The following is a 9,447-nucleotide window of genomic DNA, read 5'->3' as shown; positions in this document are numbered from 1 at the left end:
CTGTTAGTTATTGATAAAATATTAATTTGAATTTTCTCATTTGATAAATGAATGAGTTTAAAATTTAATTTGGAACCTTATAAGAACAAAGGAGCTGGTTAATATGAAATGTGAAATCATAGCTGTAGGAACAGAATTACTATTAGGTGATATATTAAATACCAATGCACAATACTTATCTAGAAGATTAAGTGAGCTAGGTATATTTTGTTATCATCAGTCTGTGGTTGGGGACAACCCTCAAAGGTTAAAAGAAACTTATGAGTTGGCTTTTAAAAGAGCAGATTTAGTTATAACAACTGGTGGGTTAGGGCCAACTAAAGATGATTTAACGAAAGAAATATCCTTTGAATTTTTCAAAAAAGAAAGCGTGTTGCATGAAGAATCTTTAAAAAGAATAGAAGATAGATTTGAAAAAATGGGAAGAGAAATGGCTAAAAATAATATAAAACAAGCTTATTTTCCTAAAGATGCAATAGTTTTAAGAAATGACAATGGAACAGCGCCAGGATGTATTATAAATGAGAATAATAAAATACTTATAAATTTACCAGGACCACCAAAAGAAATGAAGCCTATGTTTGAAGAGTCTGTAGTACCATACCTTTCAAATTTTCAAAATGTAATTTTGATATCAAAGGTTTTAAGGGTTATTGGAATTGGCGAAAGTTCAGCAGAAGAGATGATTAGTCACATAATAGAAAATCAAACTAATCCTACAGTAGCACCTTATGCAAAAGATGGAGAGGTTACTTTTAGAATTACAGCAACAGCAGAAAATGAAAATAAGGCAAAAGAGCTTATAGTTCCTATAGAAGAAAAACTAAAAGAAATATTTAAAGAAAATTTATATGGTGAAGGTGATGATACCTTAGAAGATGTTTTAGGAAAAATTCTTGTAGAAAACAATCTTACAGTATCAACGGCTGAATCTTGTACAGGAGGATTACTTGGAGCAAAACTTATAAACTATCCAGGTATATCAGCTGTATTTTTAGAAGGTGCTATAACATATAGTAATGATGCAAAGATGCGAACTTTAGGTGTAAAAGAAGAAACATTAAAAGAATTTGGAGCAGTAAGTAGTGAAACGGCAAAAGAGATGGCAGAGGGTATAGCTAAGAGATGTGGTGCAAGAATTGGTATATCAACAACAGGTATTGCAGGTCCAGGTGGTGGAACTGACGAAAAGCCAGTAGGTCTTGTATATGTTGGTGTTTACATTGATGGTGAGGTATCAACTAAAAAATTAAATCTTTTAGGAAATAGACAACAAATACGAAATCGTGCTACACAGTGTGCATTAGATTTCTTAAGAAGAAAATTATGTATAAGTAAACATTATAAAGATATTAAATAATAGAAAAAGAGATGATTAATTCATCTCTTTTATTGCTTCTTAGGTAAGATTTTGCTTAAATCTATAACTCCATTACCTTGCATGTATTTTTTTTCTTTTATTAGTCTAGAAGATACTTTTAAAAGACCATAAACATCTTTAAATATTAATTGTGGATTGTATTCGTATAAAAGTGCACAAACTCCAGCAATATATGCGCAAGATACAGAAGTTCCACTTACATCAATATAATGTCTATTAAGTTTTGGAGGATACACCTTTAAGCCATTTCGCTCTGAAATATAGCTAGTATTACAATTAAGTGAGATAACATCTACAGCTGCAGATATAAAATCTGGTTTAGCTAGAGTTTTTGATGATCCACAAGAAGAGTAAGAATAGATTTTGCTAGCAGCGGTAGTATCTATACCGCCTACAGTTATAACATCTTTTAAAACAGCAAAGCCTTTAATACTATTCTCAGATGATAAATTGCTACCAGAAGGTACAATTACAGTTATGCCCTTATCTATGCAAATTTTAAATAGTTTGGAATAAATATTTAAAAAATCACTATCCATAGTATAAGTTTCAAAAGGTAAGCATATTATTTTAATGTTAAAATCCTCGCTACACTTTAAAATTTCATTTATCGCAAATAAAGTAGATGAAAGAAAGGCCTTTCCTGTTTTATCAAAAGCTTTAGCAACTACTAAGTGGCTGTTAGTTGCGACACCACGATATCTTCCTTTAGATTCATAACCACTTCCACAAAGTATTCCTGATATAAAAGTACCATGACCATTATCATCATAAGGATAAGTATAATTGTTTATAACATCTATAAAGTGTTTAATTTTATTGTTTGGATATAAAAGATCTTTATGGGGATAACAACCACTATCCACTAAGCCAATGCCTACCCCCTTACCGCTAAGTTTATAATCTCCTTTAATGATATTATCAGAACTTTGCAATGAAACACCATTTGATAAAAGAACAGTTCTACCACAAAGAAATGCATATTCATCTAAAATTATATATTTAATTTCCGGTAGCTCTACAAGACGATTTATACAATTTGTACTTAAATTAGCAGCAATACAGTTAATAGTATCTATAGAAAATAATACTTCACCATTTAAGTATTTAATTTTTTTAACTAAATCATCCTTTAAATTTCTATATTCAACAATGACCCTATATTTACTATAAAAATTATTTTTTATAGCTTTTCTTAATGTGGGAGATAGTTTCTTTTTAAAAGAAAACATAAAATATCCTCCTAGAATTGATACATCAATATATTATATGAATACATGAAATAAATGTAACTTTAAGTAAAAAATTTTAATGAATTTACATTAAAATAATAAAAGAATATTAAAAATATATAAAAAATTGTATACCATTCATTTTTTTGATAAATGCTATTGAAATTTCAAATCATTACATTCATAATAGATTACGTAGATATAATGAGTGAGGGGGATAAGTATGGACTTTAAACAGTTAGAAGCTTTTATTATGGTAGCAAAATTAAGAAGTTTTTCAAAGGCAGCAAATGCTATTTATCTTTCACAACCAACTATAAGCTCTAATATAGCGAGTTTGGAAAAGGAACTGGAAATTCAACTTTTTGATAGAACATCTAAGGAAGTTAATTTAACTCCTGCAGGAGAGTTATTTTTAGAATACGCTACAGATATAATAAATACTAGGAATAATTCTATAGTTGAAATGTCTAATTTTAATAACAACATATCCGGTAGATTAAATATATCAGCAAGTACTACTCCATGTAATGCTATATTGCCGGGGCTTATAAAAAAATTTAATGATACTTATGCAAATGTTAAATTTAATATTAAAGAGCAAGGCTCTGTAGGAATAATTAAAGATATATTAGAATTAAATTGTGAAATTGGATTAGTAGGAACTACCGTACATAATAATAAGATAAGAAGTTATGACATAATGGAGGATGAACTAGTTATAGTTTCTAAAAAAGAGTTAGGTCTTCCTACGGTATTAACTATTGATGAACTTTTGAATTGTGATTTCATAATAAGAGAAAAAGAGTCTGCTACAAGAAAAACACTAGAAACTGCACTAGATGAAGCTAATTTAGATAATCATAAGTTGAAAGTTTTATGTGAAGTTAATAACTTAGATGCTCAAATAAAAATGCTAAAACTTGGATTAGGGGTAGTTATTTTATCAAAAGCACTATGTGAGGATTTATTAAAAGATGAAAACATGCAAATAAGTAATGTAGATGGATTAAATCTTAAAAGAAGTATGTATTTAGTTGTTAGTGCTAAGAGAACGTTAACACCAATAGCTACAGCCTTTTTAAATATGTGTAAAGAAGTATATAATTTAGAATAAAGTATAATTATAGGGAAACAAGCTCCAATTTAAATTTATTCACTAACTTTAAAATATTTTTATATAAAATGTAGTGTTGAATTCTAAGTAATTCGGAGCATGTCTCACTATTTTAGGTATCCAAGTTTTGGAATGGATAATTTTAAAAGTCAATTTGGAACGCTATATAGGGAAACAAGCTCGTATTTAAATTTATTCATTAAATTTTTGTTATCATTTAATAAATGAATATACCAAAAAAAGATGCTATGCATCTTTTTTATTTTTGCCACTTAAAAAGAATTATTCCTGCAATCATAACTACAATGCCTAATATTTCCTTAAAACCAAAGGAGCATTTTTCAATGCCAAATAATCCAAAGCAATCTATAAGTGCTGCTGCAACTAGTTGAGCAACTAGTATTATAGATATTGCATAAGTAGTACCTAAGGTAGAGATACTTTTCATAACAGTATAAACTATAATTGCACCTAAAACTCCGCTTAAAAGATAAATTTTATTTGCATCTTTTATTGCTTTTATATCTCCCTTACCAGCGAACAGCATAACAATAAATGTAACAATAAGAGCAACCCCTTGAGCGATTACATTAGTTTCCCAAAGCCCTACAGTTTCAGACAGCTTAGTATTAAAAACACCTTGAAGGCTCATGCTTACACCTGAAATTATTGCTATTATTACAGCTAACATAAAATCACCGTCCTTAGGATTAGTGTAACCAATAAATTTAGTCATATTCAATATAGTGCTGTAAAGCATATATTTAAAGGGCTAAATATTTCCTATTGAGTTTTATAGGGGTAATAGATTATTATAATAAAAGATTGTTTTAAGAGTTAAATTTAAATAAATGCATAAAAAAACTAATTAAGCTCCTTAAAATTAATGTAATAATACATTTAATTTTTAAATAACTATAATTAGTTTTAAATTTTAATATTCTTTTAGTGGATAAGATTTTATCATTTCTCTATTAGATGTTGGTTGTTTCCAAAGTTCAAACTTACAGACTTTAGCTGTGTATAAGTATGAATCTTTTTCACATTGTGGATTTATGTATAATGTTCCATTCCCAGCACTTTTTCTAGTATTATGATTAGCGTTAGCTATAGGAATGTTAAGATTACCGTTATTTGGCATCTTTATATTGACATTATAGATTGGAAAAGTATTAGATACACTTCTTAAAATCTTATTTATATATCCTTTATCCTCTACTTTAAAGCCTAGCGTATTAAAACTATCATTAAAAACTATTTTATTATCTATCATGATTTTAAAATTTTTGTATGGTGCTAAAACTTTATGTAGTGCTTCATCCAATTTTTCAAAATCATTAGAATTTACTACACCTAAAGGTATATGAAGCACAGGTGTATTTTTATATAATTTATATTTTTTACTTATGGACTTTTGTATTTTTGTAAGAGATGAAGACGAATTTTCATCAAAAACGGCAACTAAGTAATATTTCATAACTATCCTCCATAACCCAAGGTTTTAAATTGACACACTTAATATAATGTGCCAAAACTCGTTAATTTATAATAAACAATATTATATCATAAATAATGGAAGGATTCATTAAAAATATTATCTATAAGGTTATTTACGTGGAAATAAGTTTATAAATAATATTTTTTAATATTAATATAAGAACTTTTTAGGGTTTTGTGAATTAAACTGCACTGTATAAATTAAACCTGAAATTTAAAGTGATTCGGAGCATGGCTCACTAATTACTCTTATACTATTAGTATGATGTTAATATTATGAATTCATAAATTAAAAATTCAGTTTAGAACAGTATATCAATAATTAAAAAAAAGGGTTAAATACCTTTAAATTTCTTGTAAAATGCATAAATATCTTGCATATAAATAAGATAGCCTTTATATTAGATGTAGAATAAATGATATATTTTAAAATTTCGTATTAATAATGTAATTTGTATATGATATAATATGATATGTATGATTTTTAGGATGCAAGATAAACTTAATATATATTAAATAGTGAGGATGATACCGTAATGGAAAAATTAATAATTAATGGTGGTAAATCCATATATGGAGAAGTGGAAATAAGTGGAGCGAAAAATGCAGTAGTAGCAATTTTACCAGCGGCTATAATAGCAAGCAAGGGAAAATGCTGTATTGATAATATACCTAATATTGAAGATGTTAATTGTATAGAAAGAATATTTGAATATTTAGGATGTAAAGTTGAAAGAAAAGAAGGGGCTTTAACTATAGACAGTACAGTTGTTAAAAGTCTTAATGCAAATACAGAACATGTAAGAAAAATGAGAGCGTCATATTACTTTTTAGGAGCTCTTTTAGGAAGATTTAAAGAAGCTAGAGTAGAACTTCCAGGGGGATGCCCTATAGGTTCAAGACCTATAGACCAACACATAAAAGGATTTGAAGCTTTAGGCGCAAGTGTAACAATAGAATGTGGCGCTGTTAGTGTTAAAGCAGAAAGATTAGTTGGAACAAGCATATACTTTGACGTAATTAGCGTTGGAGCAACTATAAATGTCATGCTTGCAGCTGTTTTTGCAGAAGGTGTTACTATTCTTGAAAATGCAGCTAAAGAGCCACATGTAGTTGACGCAGCAAACTTTTTAAATAGTATGGGAGCAAAAATAAAAGGTGCAGGAACTGATACAATAAAAATAACAGGAGTAGATGAGGTTGTAGGATGCAATTATTCAGTTATTCCAGACCAAATAGAAGCAGGTACTTTCATGGTAGCTACAGCTGCATGTGGAGGAGAAGTAAAAATAAAGAATGTTATACCTAAACACCTTGAGTCTATATCAGCTAAATTAATAGAAATGGGAGCTAATGTTATAGAAGGTGATGACAATATTATCGTTAAATCAGATAAAAACTTAAAGGGTGTAAACATAAAAACATTACCTTACCCAGGATTCCCAACAGATGTACAACAGCCAATGAGCACTTTGTTAGCTGTTTCAAAGGGAAGAAGTGTAATAAATGAAAGTATATACGAAAACAGATTAAAACATGTTGAAGAGTTAAATAGAATGGGAGCAAACATAACTGTTGAAGGAAGAGTTGCTGTTATTGATGGCGTAGAAAAACTTAAAGGTGCTAATGTTAAAGCAACGGATTTAAGAGCAGGAGCGGCACTTGTTATAGCAGGTTTAGTTGCTGAAGGAACTACTGTTGTTGAAGGAATACAACATATAGATAGAGGTTATCCTAATATAGAAGAAAAATTTAAACACTTAGGTGGAGACATTACAAGAGCAAAGTGTGATTAGTAAGTTAAGAGAAGGAGAAGTTTATGATATTTTGTCCATTATTTAGTGGTAGTAGCGGAAATAGTGTATTTGTATCAGATGGTAATACTAGACTATTAATAGATGCAGGAGTTGCAGGTAAGAACATAGAAAGGGAGTTAACCAATATAGGTGAAAACCCTTCGGAAATAGACGGTATTTTTGTAACTCATGAACATATAGACCATATAAAATCTGTAGGTGTATTATCAAGAAAACACAATATACCTATATATGCAAATGAGCTTACTTGGAATGCTATGGAAAGCAAACTAGGTAAATTAAAAATGGAAAATATAAAACTTCTTGATAAGAAATACATAGACATAAAAGATATGACTATAGAAAATTTTAAAATACATCATGATGCTGTTGACCCTAGAGGTTATGCATTTAGAAGTAAAAATAAGGTAGCAGCAGTAGCTACAGATTTAGGGCATTTTTCAGAAGAAGTAAAAAATGTTTTGAAAGATGCAGATGTGTTTTTATTAGAAAGTAACCATGATATTGAAATGCTTAAATTTGGACCATATCCGTATGTACTTAAGAAAAGGATTTTAAGTGATATTGGACATTTATCTAATGAGGCTTGTGGAAATGCTATATTAGATATTTTAGGAGACAATCTTAAAAATATATATTTAGGGCATTTAAGTAAAACAAATAACTATCCACAGTTAGCATATGAAACGGTTATAAGTGTTTTAAAGGAAAATAAGGTTAAAATAGGAACAGATGTAAGTATTACTATGGCAAATAGAGATAAACACAGTGATGTTATATGTGTATAATGATATTATGCTAATAATAAGTATAAGGAGGCAGTTATGAAAAAGAAATCAATAATAATAATATTAATAATTGCTTTTACTATAATAGGTGTTTTATCTTTTATAAATTACGATAAGAAAGATAAAAATAGTGCTTTAAATAAAGAAAAAATCAAGAATTTAAATGTAAAACAAGAAGAAAGTGGAGAGTATTTAGATTTAACATTATATTTTGATGGAACTGAAAATGATAGTGAATCTAAAATTTTAAAAGAAGAAAGACTAGTTGATAAGGAAGAATTATTAGGAGAAATAATAGTTCAAGAGCTTTTAAAAGGCCCTTCAGTAGTTAGTCAATCTAAAGCAATATTCCCTAAAGACACAAGATTATTAAGCTTTTCTATTAAAGATGGTATTGCATATGTGAATTTAAGTGAAGCTGCAAAAGTTGAAATGAATGAGAATAAAGAAAAAACCACACTTACTTGTTTAGCTACGTCACTTACTCAGCTAAATAGCATTGATAAGGTTATGCTAACTATAGATAATAAAAATTTGCAAACAATAGGTGGAAATTACGATGTTTCAAAACCGTTTTCACAGGAAGATATTAATGGATTAAAGCTTAAATAAAATGAAGTTAAGTAAATATTGAAACAAATCAAAAGTTTTATTATAATTAACGAAGTAGATAAATTTTAATTTATTCATAAAGGAGATAATAACATGAGTTTATATAATGAATGGACAAATTACGTAGTTGATTTTGTGAAAAGCAAAGGTGAACCAGAATTCTGGAAAGAGTATGCTAGAGTTGAAACTACTATATATAGCAAAGCATTAACTAATTTAAATGGAGAAATTAAGGGAAAAATAAATGAATTAGCTGAAGAATATGGCGTTACAGATGTTCAATTTATGGGATTCTTAGATGGAGTAAATGAAAGCATAGAAAAAGAATTAGATTTAGAGTCAATGGATGCAAATGCTGAAATAGATATGAAAATTGATTTTGAAAAATTATATTTCAATATGTTAGAATCTAAAGCTGATTACTTATACAAATTACCACAATGGAATGCAATATTCTCAGAAGAAAAAAGAAAAGAGATAACAAAGGAATGGAGAGCTTCTAAAGTAATAGTTAAAGAAACTAAAGTAGGAAGAAATGATCCATGCATATGTGGTAGTGGTAAAAAATACAAAAAGTGTTGTGGAAAATAATATTTATGATAAAGCACCCTTATAGGGTGTTTTTTTAATATACAATTGTTACAATCTCGTATTAAAAATTGTGTAAGGAATTTATTGTTAAGAAAAATGGTAACTGTAACTTTTAACTAAAGTAAGCTATAACTATTGTTAGTATGATATAGGGAAACAAGCTCGAATTTAAATTTATTCAATAACTTTAAAATATTTTCATACAAAATGTAGTGTTGAATTCTAAGCGATTCAGAGCATGTCTCACTATTTTGGGTATCCAAGTTTTGGAATGGATAATTTTAAAAGTCAACTTGGAACCCTATATAGGGTTCCAAGTTCAGAATTAAAATTACACTAGGTAATTTTTAGCATAAGCTAACGAAAAAAGTTTATTTTTATTTGAATTTAATTCGTCAAAAATAAGTTTAGT

Annotated in this window: 9 protein-coding genes; 6 read left to right on the top strand and 3 right to left on the bottom strand. The window is 28.3% G+C overall.

Translation table 11 applies throughout. The features are described from left to right. Window positions 1-103: 103 nt before the first annotated feature. Window positions 104-1,360, top strand: a complete 1,257-nt coding sequence (locus AZI32_RS16385) for a competence/damage-inducible protein A (RefSeq protein ID WP_061996958.1) — start codon at window positions 104-106, stop codon at window positions 1,358-1,360. Between the two features lie 29 nt (window positions 1,361-1,389). Here the strand turns inward: AZI32_RS16385 and AZI32_RS16380 are convergent, their stop codons facing one another. Next, on the bottom strand, window positions 1,390-2,613 hold the full coding sequence (locus AZI32_RS16380) for a S8 family serine peptidase (protein ID WP_061996956.1): 1,224 nt from the start codon (window positions 2,611-2,613) through the stop codon (window positions 1,390-1,392). 223 nt (window positions 2,614-2,836) lie between these two features. Between AZI32_RS16380 and AZI32_RS16375 the strand changes: the two genes are divergently transcribed. Continuing rightward, complete coding sequence (locus tag AZI32_RS16375; RefSeq protein WP_061996954.1) at window positions 2,837-3,730, top strand: selenium metabolism-associated LysR family transcriptional regulator; 894 nt, start codon at window positions 2,837-2,839, stop codon at window positions 3,728-3,730. Between the two features lie 259 nt (window positions 3,731-3,989). On the opposite strand, the gene AZI32_RS16370 is transcribed toward AZI32_RS16375, so the two are convergent. Continuing rightward, complete coding sequence (locus tag AZI32_RS16370; protein ID WP_061996952.1) at window positions 3,990-4,421, bottom strand: DMT family transporter; 432 nt, start codon at window positions 4,419-4,421, stop codon at window positions 3,990-3,992. 243 nt (window positions 4,422-4,664) lie between these two features. After that, window positions 4,665-5,207: a hypothetical protein gene (locus AZI32_RS16365; RefSeq protein WP_061996949.1), complete on the bottom strand. Its 543-nt coding sequence runs from the start codon at window positions 5,205-5,207 to the stop codon at window positions 4,665-4,667. Between the two features lie 556 nt (window positions 5,208-5,763). On the opposite strand from AZI32_RS16365, the gene AZI32_RS16360 reads away from it, so the two are divergent. The 4 genes from AZI32_RS16360 (at window position 5,764) to AZI32_RS16345 (ending at window position 9,035) form a co-directional block, all read left to right on the top strand. Further along, window positions 5,764-7,023 carry a UDP-N-acetylglucosamine 1-carboxyvinyltransferase gene (locus AZI32_RS16360; protein ID WP_061996947.1) on the top strand — a complete coding sequence of 420 codons (1,260 nt, stop codon included), beginning with the start codon at window positions 5,764-5,766 and terminating at the stop codon, window positions 7,021-7,023. Between the two features lie 23 nt (window positions 7,024-7,046). Continuing rightward, the gene (locus AZI32_RS16355; RefSeq protein ID WP_061996945.1) at window positions 7,047-7,832 is read left to right on the top strand and encodes an MBL fold metallo-hydrolase; all 786 of its coding nucleotides are present in this window, start codon (window positions 7,047-7,049) and stop codon (window positions 7,830-7,832) included. A gap of 36 nt (window positions 7,833-7,868) precedes the next feature. Continuing rightward, a complete protein-coding gene (locus AZI32_RS16350) occupies window positions 7,869-8,444 on the top strand; it encodes a GerMN domain-containing protein (protein WP_061996943.1) in 576 nt (191 codons plus the stop codon). A 93-nt stretch (window positions 8,445-8,537) separates the two neighbouring features. Then, window positions 8,538-9,035, top strand: a complete 498-nt coding sequence (locus AZI32_RS16345; RefSeq protein ID WP_061996941.1) for an SEC-C metal-binding domain-containing protein — start codon at window positions 8,538-8,540, stop codon at window positions 9,033-9,035. Window positions 9,036-9,447 lie beyond the last annotated feature (412 nt).

Origin of the sequence: Clostridium sp. ATCC 25772, assembly GCF_001573875.1 — a bacterium.
GTDB lineage: Bacteria > Bacillota > Clostridia > Clostridiales > Clostridiaceae > Clostridium_J > Clostridium_J senegalense.
This window is presented reverse-complemented; position numbering and strand designations above follow the sequence as displayed.

Bases quoted from the DNA above. Each gene is read 5' to 3' on its own strand.
- AZI32_RS16355 (WP_061996945.1), top strand. From the start codon at position 7,047: ATGATATTTTGTCCATTATTTAGTGGTAGTAGCGGAAATAGTGTATTT.
- AZI32_RS16380 (WP_061996956.1), bottom strand. From the start codon at position 2,613: ATGTTTTCTTTTAAAAAGAAACTATCTCCCACATTAAGAAAAGCTATA.
- AZI32_RS16370 (WP_061996952.1), bottom strand. From the start codon at position 4,421: ATGTTAGCTGTAATAATAGCAATAATTTCAGGTGTAAGCATGAGCCTT.
- AZI32_RS16350 (WP_061996943.1), top strand. From the start codon at position 7,869: ATGAAAAAGAAATCAATAATAATAATATTAATAATTGCTTTTACTATA.
- AZI32_RS16385 (WP_061996958.1), top strand. From the start codon at position 104: ATGAAATGTGAAATCATAGCTGTAGGAACAGAATTACTATTAGGTGAT.
- AZI32_RS16375 (WP_061996954.1), top strand. From the start codon at position 2,837: ATGGACTTTAAACAGTTAGAAGCTTTTATTATGGTAGCAAAATTAAGA.
- AZI32_RS16345 (WP_061996941.1), top strand. From the start codon at position 8,538: ATGAGTTTATATAATGAATGGACAAATTACGTAGTTGATTTTGTGAAA.
- AZI32_RS16365 (WP_061996949.1), bottom strand. From the start codon at position 5,207: ATGAAATATTACTTAGTTGCCGTTTTTGATGAAAATTCGTCTTCATCT.
- AZI32_RS16360 (WP_061996947.1), top strand. From the start codon at position 5,764: ATGGAAAAATTAATAATTAATGGTGGTAAATCCATATATGGAGAAGTG.